The organism is Paraburkholderia sp. Clong3 (genome assembly GCF_050436485.1).
Lineage (GTDB): Bacteria > Pseudomonadota > Gammaproteobacteria > Burkholderiales > Burkholderiaceae > Paraburkholderia > Paraburkholderia tuberum.
Window position 1 is genome coordinate 2,359,219 of the sequence record NZ_JBNDMH010000002.1, and the last position, 20,396, is coordinate 2,379,614.

Below are 20,396 nucleotides of genomic sequence, written 5' to 3' on the forward strand. Positions count from 1 at the left end.
GCACGTTCGGCGCGCGTCGCGAAGTAGCGGGATTGTGACTTGTCACAATGGGTCTAAGCGGGTTCGGCGCGCGTCGGTCGTAGCGTTGCGGACGCAATTCGCGCGCCACGTCGCGCGTTTGGTTCGACCCGGCTTGCGCTTCACGCGCCGCCCTGCTCGATCGCACGCGTGAGCGCGGCGAGCGCCGCCTGCGTGAAGCTGCCGCCGGCCGGCCCAACGCCCGCGGCGACCTTGTGCAGCGACGCACGCAAGGCCTCGGCGGCCTGCTCGAGCGTGTCGGCCGGCGGCGCGCCGACGATCACGTGCGCGCGCACCGCCGGCGTCGCGACGCTCGCATGCGCACGACGCCGCCATGCGAGACCGAGCGCGTCGGCGAGCAGCGCCACGTGACCGAGACCGAGCGCGCAGGCGGCCGAGCCCAGCCGGTAGGCGGCGTCGCCCGCCTGCAGCGCTTCGCTCGGGTCGGCTTTTTCCGGCTGATCGGCCGCGCGCGCATGGGCGGCCAGCGCCTCGATGGACGCGTCGGCGGTCTGCAGGAAGTCTTCGTACGCGTTCGCGTTGACGCTCAGCACGCCGAGATCGCGCGTGTGCGGCAGCGACTGCGCCTCGAGCGCGCCCGCCTCCCACAGCGCTTCCGACGACTGCGTGCCGGCGACGTGCCAGTCGACGGTCAAGCCATAATCGTGCAGCACCTCGACCTGGTCGGCGTCTTGCGCGGCCGCGCCGAACAGCGCGTAGTCGCGCCACAGCAGCGCGAGCGTCGCGCGCACCAGCGAACGCGGCGCGCGCTCGATGCCGCGCGCGTGATCGGCGAGCGCCAGGTTGCAGCGCGCGTAGAAGCGCCGCGCCTCGATATCGCGGATTGCGTGGCCGCGCGCGCGCAGCGCCTTCGCGCAGGCGCGCGCGAGCCGCCAGAAGTCATACGGATCGGGGCCGGCGAGTTCGGTGAACACGGCGTCGAGCTCGTCGAGCGCGGCGTTCGTGACCGCAAGCGCCACCGCGCTGCCTGTGTCGGCCTGCGAGCGCAGCACCGGCAGCAACGCGCGCTCGTAGCGCGCCCGCAGATGGGCAAGCTGATCGGCCGATTGCGCGTGCAGCGAAGCCGGCGGCACTGGCCGCGCGCACAGCGCGAGGTCTTCGAACGCAACGGCGGAACCCGGCGTGGGTTCGATGAGTTGCGCACACAGCTCGCGGTAGTGGTTGAACAGCGTCGGCGAGCAACTGAGCTCGCGCAGATTGTGACGCTCGAGCGCCGCGCGGAAGTCGCGCAGCGCCGCGCCGAACACTGGCCGCGCGCTTTCCGCTTCGGCTGGCTCGCCGCTCGCGAGCGGCGAGAGCCGCACGAGGGCGTCGGTGAAACGCTGCGCGCTGAGCCAGCCCGCCGTGCGCAATGCATGCGACGCGCGCAGCAGCGCGGCACCGCTCTCGTCGCGCTGCTCGAACGCGAGCGACGCCTCGGCGAGCGCGAGTTCCGCAGGGCGGACCGCGCCGCCGCGCGGGTTCGGCAGTGCATCGATGGAAACGGGTGCTGCGGATCGAAGAGTCATGGGCAGGCGACACGAAGCTGACGGGGCCGTCGCTTCGCGCCGCATGCTGAGTGAGCGGCCACCGCGCGAACCGGCGACAGGACAATGACAGACTACCGTTGCGACACGACGCGACCGGCGATGTTCCGCGCCGGCGCGCTCGGACAGGCGCCGGGCGTGCCGGACGCATCAAGCGATTGCAGCAATTGCGCGGCGGATGACGCCGCTGACTTTTCGGGATCGAAGCTCAGGGTTCAGGTTCGGACCGAATCTCGGGACCCGGTTTGGGGGCCGAAGCTTCCGGCGTGTCGCACGAGCCCATCAAACCGCGACGCCGCAACAATGATCAAGCGACGCGAACGAACGACCGACCGACCGGCTGACGCCGGCGGCTTGCCGAACTTCAGATCTGGACCATTTCGAAGTCTTCCTTGCGCGCTCCGCACTCCGGACACGTCCAGTTGATGGGTACGTCTTCCCAGCGCGTGCCCGGCGCAATGCCTTCGTCGGGCAAGCCGGCCTCTTCGTCGTAAATCCAGCCGCAAATCAGGCACATCCAGCTTTGATATTCCATTCTTTTGTCGCGTCGTTGAGTCCGTGGAAGCGGGAGCCATGATGGTACCGTGTTGCCGCCCCCATGCCTAGCAATCGAAAACTCGCAATCGTAGCGTGGACCGGGCTTCGGCGGTGCGCCCGCGCGCCGTGCGCACGACGCTCGCGGCGTCATGCCGCATGGCGGTGGGGACACCCGGCAGCGCGATAGGGGGCGCCCCCGGCAAGCTCGCGGCGCTAGCGTGGCAACCTCAACGCGATCCCCGCCGGCTGCGCGTCAGCGGGCCGCGAGCCAGCCTCTGGCGATCCCCGCCGCGCGAAAAAACGCCCTCTCCTCGGTTTAGGCCGCATAATTGAGCCAATTGCGCATTGCGCGCCGAAATCCTGCTTTCCTTATCCATTTTCATGCCCAGCGACACGCCTCCGATCGTCCTCACCTTCGGTCTCTCCGACCCCACCGGCGGCTCCGGCCTGCAGGCGGACCTGTTGACACTTGCCAGCATGGGCTGCCACGGCGTTTCCGTGCTCACGGGCTATACCGTGCGCGACTCGGCGAACTGCGACGAAGTCACCGGGCTCGACCCGGACATCGTCGCGACGCAGGCGCGCATGCTGCTCGAGGACATGCCGATCGCCGCATTCAAGGTCGGCGCGTGCACGCGCGCCGAAGTGGTCAGCGCGATCGCGGAAGTTGTCGCCGACTACGACGACATCCCGCTGATCCTCGCCCCGGACTTCACGCTCGACGACGAGCACGTGCTCGCCGCCGACGAACTGCGCGAAGCGATCGCCGATCTGCTCGCGCCGCAAACCACGCTGCTAGTCGCCGACTCGGCGACGCTGCTCGCGCTCGCGCAGCCCGACGGCGACGCGGAGGCGCCGAGCCTCGACGCGGCGATCTCGCACCTGCTGTCGCAGGGCTGCGAGTACATTCTGTCGACCGAAACCGGCACGCATCGGCTCGTCAACACACTCTTCAGCGAGGACGGCCAGTTGCGTCAGGACATGTGGGACCGCGCGCCGCATCGGTTGACGGGCCTGACCGATACGCTCGGCGCGGCGATCGCCGCGCTTCTCGCCAACGGCCAGGAGCCCGCGGAAGCGGTGCGCGAAAGCCAGGAGTATCTGTATCAGGCAGTGCGCAATGCGTTCCGGCCCGGCATGGGGGCGTACATGCCCGATCGCTTCTTCTGGGCACGCAGCAGCGATGAAGACGAAACGCCGCCCGCGCAAGGCAAGGGCGCGGCGCCGGGGGAAGCGCGGCACTGACCTCGCCATTCGTCGGCATCGACTAGAAACCCGCTGTCAGCCGGTTTTTTTCATTAATGCGAGTTTCGCGATTGGTGCGACTTTCCATTCGATTTATCCAAATTGAATAATGTAATTAGCGCGTAGCTATCGATACTGCCGCGCCCAGTTCGTCTCGTGGGCATCCTAGTCAATTTATTCTGCATAGCCGCATGAATCTTGCTGTCGGCGATGCAACCGGACGTTTTACCGCGTAATCAAACGTTACAACGCCGATGACATCTTTTGTCTAGACTTTACGCATCACGATCAGTCATATGTCCCCACATGTCATTTCCCACCTTTTTCATCCATCCACCGAAATGCGGCGGTTCGACCGTTATTTCGTTTTTTGATTTGAATAAAGGTAATGACCAATTCATTAGCTTTGTCTGGGATCAGGATGGATGGGGAAACTGTCGCGCGAAGCTGCTCGAGACGCAGGTAGGCGGCGGTCATCTCCCGTATGGCATTCATCGGATGATCAAACATCCGGTCAACTACTGCACGATCCTGCGCGAGCCGCTCGCGCGCCAGATCTCGCACTACTGGTATGCGGCGAACGGCAAGAACGGCGAGGTCACACGCGGCGTCAGCGTGTCCACGCCGGAAGCTCTGGCGCAGCAAGGTGTGCTGTCGCTCGACGAGTGGGTCAGCGAATCGCTCGGCGGCAAGAACCTGTTCGTGCACATGTTGAGCGGCGAGCCAGTGGCTAACCAAACGAGCCTCGCCGTTGCGCAAATCCATTTGCGCGAACAGATCGGCACCGTCGGCGTCTGCGAGGACATGAGCGAATTCTTACTGCGGCTTTGCGGTTCGACTGGGATGAAATTGCCGTTCTATTTCGAAGCGAATCGCACCAATGGCACGGCGAAGGGCAAGGCTCACTTAAGCGACGCAACAAGACAAAAATTTATCGAGGACAATAGCCTCGATTACGAACTGTTCCGCGACGCGAGTCAGATCGTGGAAGCTTACGCGAAAGAAACGGGCAGCGTCTTTTCGAATGCGCTCGAATTGGTCCGCGTGATTCAGTCCGAAATCGATCAGCTCGACAATCCGCACGTTTATAGTTCGACCGTTTTCGGCTTCGATGGCTCATTCCTGTCGCGCGTGCATGAGGTGATCCGCCGCTTCGATCTCGCGCCGATCGATACCTATCTGGAGTTCGCGCGAAGCCGGCAGCGTCCGCCGGTCGACCTGTTCGACGGTTTTGTCGACACGGTGCGCGACGGCGTAGTGTGCGGCTGGGCCGTCAACCTGAGCGAGCCGCAGCGGCAGGTACCGCTCGAGGTGCGGGTCGGCACGCAGATCGTCGCGACCGGCTGCAGCGGCGAGCCGCGGCCCGATGTGGCGAGGGCCGGCTATCCGAGCGCATACAGCGGATTTTCGATTCCACTGCCGAACGATATTCCGGAAGGCTTTCGCGTTACCATTGCCAATTCCACCGAAAGCCTGCACAACGCCGGCACGTGGCGGCAAGGCTGGCACTGCGAATGAGCCAGAAGAGCCAAGAGAACCTATCCATGAAAGAGCCACCCCAGTTCGTGCAACGCTTCCACGGCAAGATCGCGGTGCAGGACCGCATACGCATGTTCGATCAGATGCCCGCCACGATCTGGCTGACCGGCCTGTCCGGCGCCGGCAAATCGACGCTCGCGTTCGCGCTCGAGGAGCAGCTGATCGCGCTCGGTCACGCCTGCTATGTGCTCGACGGCGACAACATCCGCCACGGTCTGGCGAGCGACCTTGGATTCGAGCCCGACGACCGGCGCGAAAACATCCGCCGGGTCGCGCACGTCGCCCAATTGATGAACGACGCGGGTCTGATCGTGATTTCCGCGCTGATTTCGCCGCTACGCGAAGATCGGGCGATGGCGCGCGCGATCATCGGAGCCGACAAGTTCGTCGAAACCTATGTGTCCACCTCGCTCGCCACCTGCGCGAGCCGCGATCCCAAAGGTCTTTACGCGAAAGCGAGGTCTGGCGAGATCAGCTCGTTCACCGGCGTATCAGCGCCCTATGAAGCGCCGATCGATCCCGACCTGAACGTCGACACGGGAACGCTGAGCCCCGCGCAAAGCGTCGCGCAGATCTTCCACTACCTGCGCGAAAAGTGCCTCGGAAGGTCCTCTCATCGCTCGGCTCACGCCGCGGGCGCCTGATCCGGACAAAAGGGCGTCCGGAAGCGCTCGCCAGCAAGCACATCAACGCCGGCCCCAAACGAAAAAAACCCGCACAAGCGGGTTTTTTCGTTTGGGGAAACGCCTCGCGGCGCACTCCCCACATGGACTTCCAGCCGGGCCTCGTCCGTGATCCAGACGCGCGGCAGTTCAACCACGGGGCCGGACCACGAGGCCCGAGCGGAATTACATGTCCATGCCCATGCCGCCCATGCCGCCGGGCATGCCGCCAGACATCGGAGCATCTTCCTTCGGCAGTTCGCAGACAGCTGCGTCGGTCGTCAGCAGCAGGCCAGCAACCGAAGCTGCGTTTTGCAGCGCCGTGCGCGTCACCTTCGTCGGGTCCACGACACCTGCATCGACCAGGTCGACGTACTCGCCGGTCGCTGCGTTGTAGCCGTAGTTGCCCTTGCCAGCAGCAACCGCTGCCACGACGACGCTCGCTTCTTCGCCACCGTTGGCGACGATCTGGCGCAGCGGCTCTTCCATGGCGCGCAGAACGATCTTGATACCTGCGTCCTGATCGGCGTTAGCGCCCTTCAGGCCAGCGATTGCCGTACGTGCACGGATCAGCGCGACGCCGCCACCCGCCACGATGCCTTCTTCCACAGCCGCGCGCGTTGCGTGCAGTGCGTCTTCGACACGTGCCTTCTTTTCCTTCATTTCGACTTCGGTCGCAGCACCGACCTTGATCACTGCAACGCCGCCTGCCAGCTTGGCGACGCGTTCTTGCAGCTTTTCACGGTCGTAGTCCGAGGTCGCTTCTTCGATCTGCGTGCGCACTTGCTTGACGCGAGCTTCGATGTTCGCTGCTTCGCCAGCGCCGTCGATGATCGTGGTGTTTTCCTTGCCCACTTCGATGCGCTTCGCCTGGCCCAGTTCAGCCAGCGTTGCCTTCTCGAGCGTGAGGCCGGTTTCTTCAGCGATGACCTGACCGCCGGTCAGGATCGCGATGTCTTCCAGCATCGCCTTACGACGATCGCCGAAGCCCGGAGCCTTGACGGCAACGGTCTTCAGGATGCCGCGGATGTTGTTGACGACCAGCGTTGCGAGCGCTTCGCCTTCGACGTCTTCAGCGATGATCAGCAGCGGACGGCCAGCCTTCGCGACTTGCTCGAGCACCGGCAGCAGGTCACGGATGTTCGACACCTTCTTGTCGTGCAGCAGCACGAACGGGTTCTCGAGCACGGCGACTTGCTTGTCCGGGTTGTTGATGAAATACGGCGACAGGTAGCCGCGGTCGAATTGCATACCTTCGACGACGTCCAGCTCGTCTTGCAGCGACTTGCCGTCTTCGACGGTGATCACGCCTTCCTTGCCGACCTTGTCCATTGCTTCAGCGATGCGCTCGCCGATCGACGAATCGCTGTTCGCCGAGATCGCGCCAACCTGGGCGATTTCCTTGTTGGTCGTGCACGGCTTGCTGATCTTGCGCAGTTCTTCGATTGCAGCTGCAACAGCCTTGTCGATACCGCGCTTCAGGTCCATCGGGTTCATGCCCGATGCGACGTACTTCATGCCTTCGCGGACGATCGATTGCGCGAGAACCGTAGCGGTCGTCGTGCCGTCGCCTGCGTTGTCGCTGGTCTTGGAAGCGACTTCCTTGACCATTTGCGCGCCCATGTTCTGGAGCTTGTCTTTCAGTTCGATCTCTTTCGCGACCGACACACCGTCCTTGGTGACCGTCGGGCCGCCGAAGCTGCGCTCGAGAACCACGTTGCGGCCCTTCGGACCCAGCGTGACCTTCACGGCGTTGGCGAGAATATTCACGCCTTCGACCATCTTGGCACGGGCGGAATCACCGAATACGACGTCTTTAGCTGCCATCTTCTAACTCCTTGAATACTTTGGATATAACCGGTGAAGTAGCGACCTTGCGCTTACTTCTGCACCACGGCCATGATGTCTTCTTCGCGCATCACGAGCAGTTCGTTGCCGTCGACCTTGACGGTCTGGCCTGCGTACTTGCCGAACAGGACGCGGTCGCCGACCTTCACGTCGAGCGCAATGGCTGCGCCCTTGTCGTCGCGCTTGCCCGGGCCGACTGCGAGGATTTCACCTTGATCCGGCTTTTCCGCTGCGGCTTCGGGGATCACGATGCCCGACGCGGTCTTGGTTTCCTGATCCAGACGTTTGACGATCACGCGATCATGCAAAGGACGAAGGTTCATACATACTCCTCTCTGATTGAGACTGAAGAACGCTGAGAAAAACCCGGCTGGCCGAGCCAACCGGAGATGTTGTTAGCACTCTCGTGCAGCGAGTGCTAATTATATGGACGGGCAGTGACAAATTCAAGAAGCGGGAACGCGATCGAAGTTCACTGACCCTGAAACGTGATTCGCTCGGGCTTGAACCCCGCCCCGTGCGGAACGTCTGCCGTTCGGCATTTTCTCTAAGAAAACAATAATTTACCGACGTGTTGCGTTGAGATTCGGCCCTTCGTGAAGGAAGAGGCGAGCCATGACGAGGCAGCGACTTGGGAGCGGAGCGCCCGCTCGAAACGTCAAACCCAGGGAAATCCCCCATAAGCGCGGGCCGTTACGATAGTCAGCCTTCAGGCAAGTCGAGGGGCTCGTGAATGTGCTTCACGGCTGAGCTACCAGTCGGTCCAGGTATATCTGGACCGTTGCGGCGGCCGTTGATAGTGGGATTGTGAAATTGATAGCAACTGCAAGGACGATACGTGCAGAACCGTAACGCTATAACTGAGTGCGAAAGATTTGAGATCTTTCCACTCTGAAGATCAGCGACAAATATGTCCAACTGACCAGTCGGTAATTGCGCTCCTCCAGATAGCGAAATATGGCGGAATCTATTACTTCCCTTATCGAAGTCAGCGTAGACTCCACAATGATGATCTTTGGTTTATACCTGCTGATATCAATCGATCGCAAGACTTCGTAATCGTGACCTTCCACGTCGATGGAAAGCAGATCGATTTCCTGACCGGCGTACGGGGTGTGCTCGAGAACGTCGTTCAATGTGGTGGTTTCAACGGTCCGGACGGAGATAGGCTTCTGGACTTCGGCCGCAGCCACTATGGGATCTATGGTCGAAGTCAACCCATAATTTGAAAAATTATAGACTTCCTTGAGCTGTTTCTCGTTCGAGACGGCCGCACATACATTGACATCACCAGACCGCGCAAGAGAAAACGTTTCAATTTTCACTGGATCCATGTCTATGTTGATGCCGCGCCAACCACGCTTGTAAAGCGCATGTGTGTTCGAGAACTTGACAGGGTGGTATGCACCAACGTCGACATAAACACCCTTATTGCACCGGGGACTGATTATCTCGCGCAACACCGCGTCCTCTCCAAACTGCGAGTAGTACAAACGCGGCCCGCGTGTTATCCACGTCTTGCGGACGAGCCAAAGGAAGTGTCCGAACGTCTTCGGGTTCAACATAATCGCTCCTCACTTCGAAACGATAACGGCAAAAGGTCAAACAGCGTTTGATCTGGAAACTTGCCCAGCAGAAGGTCGGTCCGGCATTACGTTAGCTAATATTCGCATAGCAGGCCTCATTACCGCCGCAAATGTGCCGCAGTACGGACAAAACGATATTCGCGAATTAGTTACATGCTCGAAAAGTCGTTGAGAGTTACATCTGCAGACTACTCGACGGTTAGCCGACCATTAATCGAAAGTCATAATAATGTGGATTTTTGGCCGAAACCGTCGAGTGATGCAAAAAGCTTCCGGTTCCAGTCGGTTCGCATGTCGCGGAATACAACCGCGCGAGATTCAGACCGGCGAAGCCTTCTGCATGAGGCCACGATCCGCCAGTTTCGGTCGCCCAACAGCGCGCTCGTTTCACTTCACTTCTGCGCAGGCCGGTGCAACGCATTACCCGCCATCCACTTGAGCCGTTCGCAATTGACCTTGATGCGCGCCGCGAATTCGTTCGGATCTCGCTCGCGCAGTGCGTTCATCTGGCTATTGGTGATGTCGGCGCGGTGCCAGCCCGTGTCCCAGTGCTGATCGAAATCGGTCGCACCGGTGAGGACCTTTCGGAGCCGCTCCTTATAGGCGCCGATCCGCTCGGGCGACACGTCGCAAAACGCCTGCGCGAAGCTTGCGCGCTCACCCGCCGTCTCCGCGCTCATGTTGGCGTCGCTCGCGCCGCTCGCGAGCGGCGCGGCGAGCGACAGCACCGACAGACAGAACGCTGCGCAAAGCGGCCGATAGCGATACGATAGGTTTTTCATCTTCGACTCCTGACGATCCTTCGTGGCGACCAGGGATTGTCCCGATCTTCAACGCCGCCGCGCCGATTGTGTCCTGATTGCACTGCACGATGGCGTTTTCGCGCGCTATCCGATGCATCGCGTGGCCAAACCGCGGTGCTACGCTCGTTAAAGCGGCATTCGCGACGTGCCCGTTCCGGGGAGCCGTGGCGCAAGCACCGCAACGCCACGGCCTATCGGCAGGCCGCGACAGAAGCACGAGCGCCAGGCATGAGAACGAGCTCGAACACGACGCGCAACGAGCACAGAACGAAAGCACGACACGAAATCAAACACAAAAAGGCGAGACATCGCTGCGGGAGTGACTGCGATGGCATTTAGAACATATACCGTACTGACGCTGTTGGTGACGAGCACTGCCGCGTTCGCGTGGCGGCCTGTCACCTATCCGATCCGAAGTCAGAGCCCTTACGAGCGCAGCATCGACAACGCGATGTGCTACGCCGAGGCGAACCGCGTGACCGGGGTCAACATGGCCCACGAGTCGCAGATTCCGCCGCGTCAGCCGCCCGCGGCCAAAGGTGCGTCGACCGGCGTACCATCGAAGCCGCCGCTTCCGCCTAGTTCCTTCTCAGCCACGCCGCTGCCGTGGAGCGCGAGCGCGCCCGAAGCCGCGAGCGCGCCGTTGGCTGGCGCGCAAGCGCCTGGCGGCGCATCGTCGGCGAAACCGGTGAACGAAGCCGCGGCCGGTGCCAGCGCGCCAGGCGCACCGGCCACCGCGGCGGCGAATGCACCGCCGAACGCATCGGCGGCGGCACCGGGCGCGAGCGCGAACGCGGCACCCGGCGCGTCGGATGGGGCGGCCGCTTCGCTGCAGGCCAACGCGGCGTCGAACGTGAAGCTGCCGCCGCTGCCCGCGCCCGAGCCGCCGATGACCCGCTATTGGGCCGCCTACGGCGCGTGCATGCAGGCGCGCGGTTACGTCGTCCAGTAGTCCGGCCGACGCCGCTTGCGGGCGTCGTTGCATTCATTCTTTTTGATGGCGCCGCCCTTCGGCGCCAGTGGAGCAACACGGCCATGCCGCGCGACACGACCTCCGACCAGCCGTTTTTCCATCACTGCGCATACTGCGGCGTGCCGCTGCCGGGCCGCTTTTCGCCGTGTCCCGCATGCCATGCGCTGCCGATCGATTCGTTCGATACGGACGACAAGCCCGGCGAGCGCTCCGCGCGATCCCGGGCGCCGAGCGCATCGCGCACGCAACTCGAACCGCTGCCAGCGGCCGCGAGCTTGCCCGCGGACCGTTCGTCGCGACGCTCCGCGCAAACGAAGATGAGCCCCTACGATCTGATCGACGAAGCGACGTTCGAGCCGGGCGGGCGTCGACGGCGGCATCCGCTCGCGCTTGCCGCAGCCGCGCTCGCGACGCTCGGCGTCGTGTACGTCGGCTTCGTTCTACTCAACGACGACGATGCGAGCGTCGACACGCCGGTCACGGTCTTCGGCACGGTGCGCCCGGACAACCCTGGCCAAGCCCCTGCACAGAACGTTGCGCAGAATGCGGCGCCGTCGGTTGCCGCGGCGCCGAAGCCGGCGTCGATCGCCGCGCAACGGCCGCGTCCCGTTGTCGTCGCGCGGCAGCAACCGGCGAACGTGCACGCGGCCCCCGTCGCGCCACCGGCACCGCCCGTCGTGGCGACCGCGCCGACCGTCGCGCCATCGTCAACGCAGGTCGTTGCGACCGCGTCCACCGTAGCGCGATCGAGCCCGCCCATCGTGGCGACCGCACCGACCGTTGCGCCATCGTCACCGCCGGTCGTTGCGACCGCGCCTGCCGTAGCGCGATCGGCTCCACCCGTCGTGGCGACCGCGCCCGTCCCAGCGCGACCGTCAACGCCCGTCGTTGCGACCACGCCGACCGCAGCGCGACCGACACCGCCCGTCGTCACGACCGCGCGCGCCGTAGCGTCAACGAAGACATCGAGCGCGGCCGTCTCCGCGCCCACGCCGCGTGGCACGGCGGTCGCGTCGACCAGCACCAACACCGACACGATGGCCGCCCCGCTCACGCAAGCCGACAAACAGCGCGCCGACGCCGAGCGCAATCTGAAAGCCGCGCACGGCTATCTGCAACGAGGCAATCTGGCGGCGACCAGAGCACGCCTCGCCGCCGTAATCACCGCGCAGCCCGACAATCGCGACGCGCGCAGCATGCGCGCCCAGGTGAGCACGCTAGAGCAGCAACGCGACGCGTTGCTGAGCCTCGCGCGCGGCTGCAGCAACGTGGGACATTGGGAGTGCGCGTCGCACAACGCCAACGAAGCGTTGCGGATCGATTCGAGCAGCAAGGCCGCGCAACGGCTCGTCGCGCTCGCGTCGCACGAGTCGGCGTGGCAAACCATGCAGCCGACGGCGGAAGAGTCGCGCGCATTGCGCGATCTGCTGCGTCACCACTAAGGATTGCGAGGTATCTCGCGGGACGGCGGCACGGGCGTGCAGTCGATCACGCCCGCCCGCGCGGCGCCCCGAAAGACGCGCGCGCGGGCAGCAGTGTCAGCCGGCGATGCTGTCGTAGCCGTAATAGCCGCCCTGATACCCCGAGCCGAGAAACGCCGCTTCCTGCGGCACGTCGGTGAGCAGCACGCCGCGCAGACCGACGCCACCGTTACGCAGGCGTTTGGTGGTTTCGATGATCTCATGCAGCGGTTGACGCCCATGCCGCACGACGAGCAGCGTCGTCGCCGCGTATTTGCCGATCAGCGTCGAGTCGGTCACGGCGAGCACCGGCGGCGTGTCGATGATCACGACGTCGTATTGCGGCTTCAACACCTCGAGCATCGCTTCGAAGCGTTTGCTCATCAGCAGCTCGGCCGGGTGCGAGGGCAGCGTGCCTTTCGCGAGCACGTCGAGGTTGGGCAGCACGTCGCGCTGGATCATCGCGTTGAGATCGCCGCCGCACAGCACGTCGGACAGTCCCGGCCGATGGCTGACGCCGAAATGCGAATGCACGTCGCCGCGTCGCATGTCGCCGTCGATGATCAGCACGCGCTTGTTCGCCGACGCGACCAGCGTCGCCAGATTCACCGACAGGAACGACTTGCCCGCATCGGGCCGCGAGCCGGTGATCATCACGACGTTGTTGGCCGCATGATCGAGCGACAGCTGCAGCGAGGTGCGCAAATTGCGCACCCCTTCCACCGCGATATCTTCGGGCGCCTGTTGCGCCAGCACATGCTGCCCGCGCTGGCGCAGCGACACCTTTTCCTGCAGGCGCAACTGCGTCTGGCTGCGCGGCACCACCGCGAATACCGGCACGCCGAGCATCCCCTCGAGTTCGTCCGGGCGCTCCACGCCGCCGCGCATCGCGCGCCGCAAGAAGACCAGCAGCAAGCCGAGAGCGAGGCCGCCGCCGAGCGAGATCAGGATCACCAGCATGCGCTTCGGCCACACCGGATCGTCGGGCGTTTCGGCGAAGTCCACCACGCGCACGCCGCTCACCTGCCCCGCCTGCGCGACCCGCAGTCGCTGCACGCTGTTGAGCAGGTTCGTGTACAGATCGGTGTTCACGTGCACGTCGCGCTGCAGACGCAGCGCGGTCTGCTCGGTGTCGGGCATCGTCGAGACGCTGTGGTTCATCGTGCTCTGCGCGCCCTGCAACGCGGCGATCTGCGCATCGAGCGCGGCGACCATCGGATGATTCGGCGTAAAACGCTGCAACAGCTCCGCGCGCTGCTGCTGCAGATCGAGCAGCTTCGTCTTGTTGTCGACGATCTGCTGCAGCAGCAGCTTGCTTTCTTCACCGAGATCGACGGCGCCATGTGTATTGCGGAACTTGCCGTAGCGCTCTTCCGCGTCGTCGAGCGCCTTGCGCGCGTCGGGCAGTTGCTGTTCGAGATACGCGAGCGTGTGGTCGGATTCGGTCGAACGGCTCGCGAGATCCTGCCGCACGAACTGGCGCGCCACGTTGTTGACGATCGCCGCGGTCAGCGCCGGATCGGCGCCTTCGAGACTCACGCGGATCACGCCGGAGTCCTCCGCCGTTTCCTGCACGACCATCGTCTTCGCCAGACGCTCTACCGTGCCGAGCGTCGACGCGCGCGTCAGCTCGAAACGCGAGCCGGGCGCGCCGACCAGTGTGTCGACGTGCAGCGTGACCGGGCCGACCGCGGTATCGGTTTGCACGGTCTCGCCGACGCGCCCCGACAGGATCGCGCTGCCGTGAGGATCGCGCAGCATGAAGGTGTTGCCGGCGCCCGCGACTAGCGTGAAGGTCTCGCCATACAAGTCCTTCGACGTGTCGAAGCGCGACACCGCGATGCTCTCGTTGCCCCACGCGAACCCGCGCAGGTTGACGAACGACGGCAGCCGGAACCACCAGTGCCCGTTCACGAGTCCGGCGATCTTGCTGCCGATCACCGGCAGATAACGCGGCTTCGCCGTGATGTCGAGGTGCAGCGCGCGGACCGCCTCCTCGGTGACGAGACGCGACTTCAAAAGCTCGATCTGCGCCGCGGTCGACGGCTTCGAATCGTACGCTCCGGGAAGCGGCGCCGCCGCGTCCCGGCCGTTCGCATTGACGTTCACCGCGTTCGCCGTCCTGTCCTGGACGTGAAACAGCACGTCCGAACGATAGACCGGCGGCGTGAGGAACGCGTACGCGCAACCGAGCGCGAGCGCGATCAGCGTCACGGTGAGGATCGTGCGCCAACCGCGCACGATCGTGCGCACGTAGTCCGACAGATGCAACTGCCCCGGTTCATACACGCCGGCGTAACGGTTTTCGTAATTGATTGCCATGTTTTCACCCAACAAGGCCTGCCGGTTCAGATATCGCGTCACGCATGCGTCACTTCGACACGACGACTCCCGTCACCGCCGCGTTGATCGCGGGCAACAGCAGGTTCAACACACGGTTGAAGCGAACCAGACCGCCCTGACCGACGTACACGATGTCCTTCGGCTGCAGCTCGAACTGGTTCGCAAGCAGCATCGCCACCGGCGAGGTCGCATCGAGGTGATAGATCTGCGGCGAGTCGCTGGTCGAATTGCGGATCACGAACAGCTGCTGCCCCGAGGCCGTATTCGAGTCGAAGCTGCCGCCGTCGGAGATCGCCTGCGACAGCGTCAGCGAGCCGTTGCGCAACGGCAGCACCGTGGCCGGCTTGTTGACTTCGCCCATCACGTAGACGCCGCTGTCTTCGCGCGCGTTCACGCGCACGGTATCGCCCGGCTGCAGATAGATATCCGACGGATTGCGGCCGCGCTTGACGAGGTCGTCGATGTTCAGCCTATAGGTCGTGCCGTTGCGGATCAGATCGACCCGGCTGCGATCCGCGGTCGTGTTGAAGCCGCCGCTCAGGCCGATCGCGTTCGTCAGCGACATCGGAATGTCGTTGATCGATTGCGTGCCCGGTGTGCGCACTTCGCCGTCGATATACACCGTCGCGTTACGGAACGACGCGACGCGCACCGTCACCTCGGGCTTCTGATAGACCTTGCTCAGCCGCGAATGCAGCTCGCGCTGGATCGTCGCGACGTCCTTGCCGGCGACGTGCAGGTTGCCCGCGTACGGAAACTGGATGTCGCCGTTCTCGTCGATCAGGAAGCCCGGACTTGCATCGGAAGGGCGCGAGGTCGTCGGCGGCTGTCCCAGCGCGGCCGCGAGTTCCGGGTGATCCCACACGACGATCTGCAGCACGTCGCCGGGGCCGACCCTGTACATGGCTGGCTTGCCGAACAGACCCGTCGTCGTCGGCGGCAACACCGAGGCAGTCTGGTCGGCATTCAGCTTCTTCAGCAGTTCCAGATTGATATCGGTGATCGGAATCTGCTTCTGCTGCGAGGCTTCGGTACTGAATTCGCCACCCGTCTCCTGAATCGCGGCCGGCGTGACCATCCGTTGTCCCGGTACGACCTGACATCCGGAAAGCAATGCTGCGCTTGCGAAAACCACAAGACTTCCTGTGCGAAAACCAAGTGAGCTCATGATCTTTACTCCTTCGCCCCGAGGCGTTGTTATCGACTTTCTAGTAAGCGTTTCGATGCACCAGTCCGGCGACAATCGTCGCGCCGATGATCCGCATGTCGAGTGCGAACGACCAGTGTCCCAGGTAGTACAGGTCATGTTCGACGCGACGCTCCATCTTCTCGATGCGGTCGGTTTCGCCACGGAAGCCGTTGATTTGCGCCCAGCCCGTGATTCCCGGTTTGATCCGGTAGCGATTGATATAGCCCGCGACCACCTTCTGATAGAGGTCGTCGTGCTCGAGCGCATGAGGACGCGGTCCTACGACCGACATGTCGCCACGCAACACGTTGAAAAATTGCGGCAGCTCGTCGAGGCTCGTGCGGCGCAGAAACGCGCCCACTTTCGTCACGCGCTTGTCGTTGCGCGTCGCCTGGCTCAAAGTGCCCTTCGCTTCGGTATGCACGCGCATCGAGCGGAACTTGTAGATCGTGAACACTCGGCCGTCCGCGCCCTTGCGCTTCTGTTTGAACAGCACCGGTCCGCGCGAGGACAGCTTGACCGCGATCGCGATGCCAAGCAGCAGCGGCGCGAGGGCAACGATCGCGGCCGCGGCGAACAGCCGGTCGAAGACTTCCTTTTTCAGCATCGCGTTGGCCGACAGCGGCGAGGCGACCAGATTGATCGCCGGCACGCCGAGCAGATCGACCACGCCGCTGCCTTCGAACAGCGCATGGCTGCGCACGTCCGGCATGAAGCGGATATTCACGAGGTCGTCGCGGAACTCGTCGATCAGCGCGCAGATCAGCGGCTCCTCGGACAGCGACAGCATCAGCCATAGCTCGTGCACGTCGTTGGTGCGAATGTAGTCGGCCAGCAGATCGACGCGATCGAACACCGGCACGCGCGGATTCGTTATGCCGGTGTCGTCCGGGCGCGTGTTGTAGACGGCGGTCGCGCGAAAGCCCGCGGTCGGCGCCGACTCGATGCGGCGCAGGAGCGCATCGCACTGCGAACCGCTGCCGACGATCGCCACCTGATGCAGGTTCATGCCCGCGCCGCGCGCCCGCGCGAGCACCGCGTGCGCGATCACCCGATTCGCGATCAGCAGGCCACCCGTCGTCGCGGTCCAGTACGAGAACCACAGCCGCGACACGATATCGATGCGATGCAGCGAGTACATCAGCACGAGCGCGCAGGCCTGCACGATCAGCCACGCGAGCGACACCTGACCGGCGAGCCCGAGCTTCGAGCGGCCGCGCCATGATTCGTAGACGCCGAACGCGGGGAAGATCGCGAGCGCGAACGCAGCCGAAAACATCACCAGCGCCCAGTAGAAACCCGACTGGCCGAGATAATCAAAGCGGATCCGCGACGCCACGGTCGCACCCGCCAATACCAGAGCGACATCGAAAATCCGCGCGAGCAGATCCTGAAACTTGCGCATTTTACTTACCTCGTTCTGCCGTTCCTGTACGCAAAAAGGGGCGTGCATGGGCTGCCTACGGGCAGCGGCCGTAGTTGTCGTCAAACCTCACGATGTCGTCTTCGCCGAGATAGGTACCCGACTGGATTTCGATGATTTCGAGCGGCACCCTGCCGGGGTTTTCAAGCCGGTGACGCGTGCCGAGCGGAATGTAGGTCGATTCGTTTTCGCTGAGCAGGAACTGCTCTTCGCCGCGCGTGACGAGCGCGGTGCCGCGCACGACCACCCAATGCTCAGCGCGATGATGATGGAGTTGCAGCGACAGCTTTGCGCCGGGCGTCACGACGATGCGCTTGACCTGGAAGCGCTCGCCGCGATCGATCGAGTCGTAGAAGCCCCACGGGCGCCGCACCTTGCGATGCGCGTCGGCCTCCGGCGCGTGCTGCGCCTTGATGCGCGACACGAGCCCCTTGACGTCCTGCACATGCGAGCGATCCACCACGAGCACCGCGTCCGCGGTCTCGACCACGACGACGTTCGCGGTGCCGACGCACGCGACGAGCCGCCCTTCCGAATGCGCATAGCAGGACACCGCGCCTTCGAACGCCACGCGGCCGCGCCCGGCGTTGCCGTTCGGGTCCTTCTCCATCGCCGCCCATACCGCGTCCCATGAGCCGAGGTCGGACCAGCCGGCTTCGAGCGGGATCACGACGCCGGGCGGAATAACCGCGGCTCGACTTTGAGCTTGCATATCGTTCTGTGCCGCGCCTTGCGCTTCGACGTTGCTCGCGCTGTCGTCTTGCGCCGGCGGCGGTTCGGTCAAACGCTCCATCACCGCGTAGTCGATCGAATCGGCGGGCACGTCGAGGAACGCGTCGTGCGATGGCCGGAATACGTCGCCGTCCTGCTTGCCGCTCGCGAACGCGGTTGCGCACGGCGCATGCATGTCGGGCCGCAGCGCCGCGAGCGTGTCGAGCCACACGCGCGCACGCACGACGAAGATGCCGCTATTCCACCAGTAGGTGCCGGCCGCCAGGTATTGCCTCGCGATTTCCTCGGCGGGCTTCTCGACGAAACCGTCGATCGCGTGGCCGCCAGCGGCCAATGCCGCGCCGATCCGGATATAGCCGAAGCCGGTGTCGGGACGCGTCGGCGGCACACCCAGCGTCGCAATCGCGCCCTCGCTCGCGTGGTGCGCCGCGCACGCTAGCGCGCGCTGCAGGGCAGGCAGGTCCGCGATCGCGTGGTCGGCCGGCATCACGATCAGGATCGCGTCGTCGCCGGCCGCGCACGCGAGCGATGCCGCGAGCGTCAGCGCGGGCGCCGTGTCGCGGCGCGCGGGCTCGACGATCAGACGCGCGTCGACGCCGTTTTCATGCAACTGTTCGGCGATCACGAAGCGATGCTCCTCGCCGCACACGACGATCGGCGAAGCGTCGACGCTCCAGCCCGCCGGGAAGCCCTCGAGCCGCCGCGCGGTCGCCTGCAGCAGCGAGTCGGAGCCGACCACGTCGATCAGCTGCTTCGGAAAGTTTTCGCGCGACACCGGCCAAAGCCGCGTGCCCGAGCCGCCCGCGAGAATGACCGGGACGATGTGCGCGCAGCGCGCGCCAGCAACCCCGGCGCTTGCGCCGTTCGGCTCGACGGATCGGGCGCTCACACCTGCCTGCGTCAACATATCGGGAATCCTTTTCGATCTGCAAGGTACGGCGAACAACGGACCGGTCCCCGCCTGTCGTGCGCGGTTACCGGGCTGGCTCCGTCGGTGCTACTCGCCTGCCATGCGGCGGCTTTGAATCCTGAACTCGGTCGGCGAAATCCTCATCCGCTTGCGAAACACTTTCGCGAGCCGGTCGCCGTTGCCCATCCCGGTGCGCCGGGCGATCTTGTCGACCGGCAATTCCGATTCGGTCAACAGGCTGCACGTCACCGCGAGGCGCTCGTGCAACAGGAAACTCGACGGCGTGATACCCATTTCCATCTTGAAGCGGCGCAGAAAGTTGCGCTCGCTCATCGCCGCGAACTGCGCGGCATCCGCAATCGAAATTGACTGCTGGCAGTTTTCCTGCAGCCAGCGCGCCGCCGCGCGAACCTTGGCGCCGGGACTCATGCCGCCGTCCTCGCCGAGCAGCGGCGCGAGGTTCGTGCACGAGTCGGACAGCAGCCGCTCGGCAGCCGAGCGCGCGGTCGCGTTGCCCAGATCGCGCTTGATCATCGCGAGCGCGCTGCGCATCGATTCCAGCCGGTCGCTAAGGTCGACGACGCCCTGCTCCGCCGAGCCCGCGCCATTTCTGGCCAAGGCCGGCTGGTGCGGGTCGCTCTCTTCCTTGTCCTCGGGCAGGGCCGCCGCGTCGAGCACCGCGCGCCCTTCGGCGATCGGCCGGATCATCGCGGTGTTGCGACGCACGCGCCGCAGCCATCCAAGCAGACGCTCATCGCGCGCCGCCGCCGCCGCGCCCTTGCCGCCCGCCACATAGAGCGCGTCGAAGCCGCCGTAATGGCGCGCGTCGAGTCCGTCGGTCCAGACGCGCAAACCCGACGACGAAATCACCATGCCGCCGCCGGCGGACAAGAACGACACGTCGTACAGCCACGCGCCCGAACCGGAGGTGGCGAGTTCGTTGGCAGCCTGGAACACCTCGGCGATCACGCCCGCCCCTTGCAGCGCGCAGTCGTTGAACAACAGAATCGCGACACGACGCACGCCCTTGTTCGGAGCGTGCACCCAGCGCAGCATTGCAGACTCCAGACTCGCGCAGGTCATAGTCATCCTCTCGACAGAAAACGATCTACTACACCTTTTACGATCACGCACAATGCGAACTCCGCGCAGTGCATCATAGCGACGGCCTCCGGCGCTCTGCCGTCATGTCCGAAAGTGCAGACATATTGGCACTATGAATACGTGATCGGCCAGTGCAATTCGGCACAATACCGAAACGACCGTCTTTTCACTGAATTAATCGTCTAACCGCATATGGTTGAATATGCACTCGCAAATCTTAATGCAATTTGAAAAATGAATGCGTACGCCAGCGCACACTGCGCGGCTACTCGAAAAGCGGCGTGTCTCCGCCTTATGTACCCACCGAAGCGTATTTTAAAAGAGTTTTTTTGCCGAGATCGGCTATTGATGAGTGGAACACCCCCGCCCCTACCAAGCGGGCCCGGCTCCATCGACAACGTCCCCTGAGGATCCGCGCAAGCGCCGCGCAACCGACCCTTGCGCCGTCCAATGCAAGCACTCAACGCGCCAGAAAAG

The 20,396-nt window shown here is 64.1% G+C and carries 17 protein-coding genes; 5 read left to right on the top strand and 12 right to left on the bottom strand.

The window, feature by feature from the left end; genetic code table 11:
- Positions 1 to 140 precede the first annotated feature (140 nt).
- Positions 141 to 1,547 carry a hypothetical protein gene (locus tag OKW30_RS15075; RefSeq protein WP_184038464.1) on the bottom strand — a complete coding sequence of 469 codons (1,407 nt, stop codon included), beginning with the start codon at positions 1,545 to 1,547 and terminating at the stop codon, positions 141 to 143.
- Between the two features lie 382 nt (positions 1,548 to 1,929).
- On the bottom strand, positions 1,930 to 2,100 hold the full coding sequence (locus OKW30_RS15080; RefSeq protein WP_006047743.1) for a rubredoxin: 171 nt from the start codon (positions 2,098 to 2,100) through the stop codon (positions 1,930 to 1,932).
- 383 nt (positions 2,101 to 2,483) lie between these two features.
- Between OKW30_RS15080 and OKW30_RS15085 the strand changes: the two genes are divergently transcribed.
- A complete protein-coding gene (locus OKW30_RS15085; RefSeq protein WP_090803266.1) occupies positions 2,484 to 3,347 on the top strand; it encodes a hydroxymethylpyrimidine/phosphomethylpyrimidine kinase in 864 nt (287 codons plus the stop codon).
- A gap of 309 nt (positions 3,348 to 3,656) precedes the next feature.
- Here OKW30_RS15085 and OKW30_RS15090 read toward each other — a convergent pair whose 3' ends face one another.
- The gene (locus OKW30_RS15090) at positions 3,657 to 3,857 is read right to left on the bottom strand and encodes a hypothetical protein (protein ID WP_429347014.1); all 201 of its coding nucleotides are present in this window, start codon (positions 3,855 to 3,857) and stop codon (positions 3,657 to 3,659) included.
- Here OKW30_RS15090 and OKW30_RS15095 point away from each other — a divergent pair.
- A complete protein-coding gene (locus tag OKW30_RS15095; protein ID WP_429347015.1) occupies positions 3,846 to 4,865 on the top strand; it encodes a chondroitin 4-O-sulfotransferase in 1,020 nt (339 codons plus the stop codon). The genes OKW30_RS15090 and OKW30_RS15095 overlap by 12 nt on opposite strands.
- Positions 4,866 to 4,891: 26 nt before the next feature.
- Positions 4,892 to 5,530 carry an adenylyl-sulfate kinase gene (gene cysC / locus OKW30_RS15100; protein ID WP_429347016.1) on the top strand — a complete coding sequence of 213 codons (639 nt, stop codon included), beginning with the start codon at positions 4,892 to 4,894 and terminating at the stop codon, positions 5,528 to 5,530.
- A gap of 204 nt (positions 5,531 to 5,734) precedes the next feature.
- Here cysC and groL read toward each other — a convergent pair whose 3' ends face one another.
- From groL to OKW30_RS15120, 4 genes are all read right to left on the bottom strand, one after another.
- Entirely contained in the window at positions 5,735 to 7,375 is a 1,641-nt protein-coding gene (gene groL / locus OKW30_RS15105) for a chaperonin GroEL (protein WP_429347017.1), read from the bottom strand.
- A 53-nt stretch (positions 7,376 to 7,428) separates the two neighbouring features.
- The gene (gene groES, locus OKW30_RS15110) at positions 7,429 to 7,719 is read right to left on the bottom strand and encodes a co-chaperone GroES (RefSeq protein ID WP_008923887.1); all 291 of its coding nucleotides are present in this window, start codon (positions 7,717 to 7,719) and stop codon (positions 7,429 to 7,431) included.
- Positions 7,720 to 8,250: 531 nt separating this feature from the next.
- The gene (locus tag OKW30_RS15115) at positions 8,251 to 8,961 is read right to left on the bottom strand and encodes an FkbM family methyltransferase (RefSeq protein WP_260330644.1); all 711 of its coding nucleotides are present in this window, start codon (positions 8,959 to 8,961) and stop codon (positions 8,251 to 8,253) included.
- A gap of 413 nt (positions 8,962 to 9,374) precedes the next feature.
- Positions 9,375 to 9,764, bottom strand: a complete 390-nt coding sequence (locus tag OKW30_RS15120) for a hypothetical protein (RefSeq protein ID WP_429347018.1) — start codon at positions 9,762 to 9,764, stop codon at positions 9,375 to 9,377.
- Between the two features lie 349 nt (positions 9,765 to 10,113).
- On the opposite strand from OKW30_RS15120, the gene OKW30_RS15125 reads away from it, so the two are divergent.
- Positions 10,114 to 10,737 (top strand): hypothetical protein, encoded by a 624-nt coding sequence (locus tag OKW30_RS15125; RefSeq protein WP_184065073.1) that lies wholly within the window; start codon positions 10,114 to 10,116, stop codon positions 10,735 to 10,737.
- An 83-nt stretch (positions 10,738 to 10,820) separates the two neighbouring features.
- Entirely contained in the window at positions 10,821 to 12,200 is a 1,380-nt protein-coding gene (locus OKW30_RS15130) for a hypothetical protein (protein ID WP_429347019.1), read from the top strand.
- Between the two features lie 96 nt (positions 12,201 to 12,296).
- On the opposite strand, the gene OKW30_RS15135 is transcribed toward OKW30_RS15130, so the two are convergent.
- The 5 genes from OKW30_RS15135 to OKW30_RS15155 form a co-directional block, all read right to left on the bottom strand.
- Positions 12,297 to 14,540, bottom strand: a complete 2,244-nt coding sequence (locus tag OKW30_RS15135) for a polysaccharide biosynthesis tyrosine autokinase (RefSeq protein WP_429347020.1) — start codon at positions 14,538 to 14,540, stop codon at positions 12,297 to 12,299.
- Between the two features lie 49 nt (positions 14,541 to 14,589).
- Positions 14,590 to 15,729 carry a polysaccharide biosynthesis/export family protein gene (locus tag OKW30_RS15140; protein WP_184065065.1) on the bottom strand — a complete coding sequence of 380 codons (1,140 nt, stop codon included), beginning with the start codon at positions 15,727 to 15,729 and terminating at the stop codon, positions 14,590 to 14,592.
- Between the two features lie 40 nt (positions 15,730 to 15,769).
- Positions 15,770 to 17,155: an undecaprenyl-phosphate glucose phosphotransferase gene (locus OKW30_RS15145; RefSeq protein ID WP_184065063.1), complete on the bottom strand. Its 1,386-nt coding sequence runs from the start codon at positions 17,153 to 17,155 to the stop codon at positions 15,770 to 15,772.
- 55 nt (positions 17,156 to 17,210) lie between these two features.
- Positions 17,211 to 18,812, bottom strand: coding sequence for a sugar phosphate nucleotidyltransferase (locus OKW30_RS15150; protein ID WP_429347021.1), 1,602 nt, complete (start codon positions 18,810 to 18,812; stop codon positions 17,211 to 17,213).
- 90 nt (positions 18,813 to 18,902) lie between these two features.
- Entirely contained in the window at positions 18,903 to 19,898 is a 996-nt protein-coding gene (locus OKW30_RS15155) for a helix-turn-helix domain-containing protein (RefSeq protein ID WP_429347759.1), read from the bottom strand.
- Between the last annotated feature and the right edge of the window lie 498 nt (positions 19,899 to 20,396).